We start from the raw sequence: 1,321 nt of genomic DNA on the forward strand, positions 1-1,321 counted from the left end.
TTTGAAGCCATTTATACTTCTAATTTTTTAGTTATTAATAATGACATTTACCACACTCAAGACCTCCAATTGCATCTACAGTGATCTTACCTCCATCTTGAGGATATTGTTTTTTCAACTTGTCATGTAGATTTTTGAAGTACTCTTTATTATAACCGTTGTTCATATCAACTTCAGTCGTTCTGTGGCACTCGATACACCATCCCATAGTAAAGTCGTTTGCCATCTGAACAACATTCATTGTATCAATTTTACCGTGACAAGCTTTACATACAACATCAATTTTGTTGTTAGGATTCTTTTTGTTGAAAGAATTGATGATCGCCTGTTCCCCAGCAATTACGTGCTGTGAGTGGTTGAAGTAAACGAAGTCTGGCATGTTGTGGATTCTTGTCCATTCAACCGGCTGTGTTTTTCCTGTGTACTGTTGTTTTGCAGGATCCCAACCTGTTGCAGCGTAGATCTTCTGGATTTCACCGTCATAGAATGCCTTGTCTTTTCCAGGCTCCATGTAGTGATCTGCGTTGTATTCAGAAATCGTTCTGTGACAGTTCATACAAACGTTCATAGAAGGAATCTCAGATACTTTTCCGTATTTAGCACTAGAGTGACATAACTGACAGTCAATTTTCTGTTCTCCGGCGTGAATTTTGTGAGAGAAGTAGATAGGTTGCTCAGGTTTGTACCCTTTGTAAACCCCAATCCACATTAACCAGTTCCATACTCCGTAAGCGGCTAAAATAGCAAGGATTGCCAATAAACCTTTACCAATGAAGTGGAACTTCTCATACATTTCACTGAAAGAACGAACTCTTGTTTCATTAAGTCCAGCTAAATCTTCAGACTGACCTAGTTTTACCAATTGTCTTAGCTTAACCAAGATCCAAACCAGTAAACCTGCGATCGCTAAAAGTGAAATGATGACAACGTTTGTTGTAGTTTTGTCTGCAGGAGCTGCCGCAGTAGCGTCAGTTGCAGGAGTTGCTTCCGGTTTTTTCTCCTCCGGAGCAGGAGGGTTAGTTGTGAAAGCTAAAATGTCGTCAATATCCTTATCTGTAAGATTTGGAAAGACCTGCATTTCAGTCTTGTTAAACTTTTCAAAAATCTCATTGGCGTATTTATCCCCAGAAGCTCTTAGAGCTTTGTTGTCTTTGATCCACTTGTGAAGCCAATCTTTGTCTACACCACCTTCTGTCTTTACACGTTCTACAACCCCTTTTAGAGGTGGTCCTACAACTTGTTTGTCCAGCGCGTGACATGCAGTACAATTCGCTTTGAAAAGTTTCTCTCCGTTTTTAGGATCGCCGTCTTGCCCGTAAAA

1 protein-coding gene is annotated in these 1,321 nt (G+C 40.0%); it reads right to left on the minus strand.

Annotated elements, in window-relative coordinates:
- Positions 1 to 34 precede the first annotated feature (34 nt).
- On the minus strand, positions 35 to 1,321 hold a 1,287-nt coding region (locus tag GB932_RS21815; RefSeq protein ID WP_156758898.1), incomplete at its 5' end, for a c-type cytochrome.

This window comes from Microbacterium karelineae, from assembly GCF_009745985.1.
GTDB lineage: Bacteria > Actinomycetota > Actinomycetes > Actinomycetales > Microbacteriaceae > Microbacterium > Microbacterium karelineae.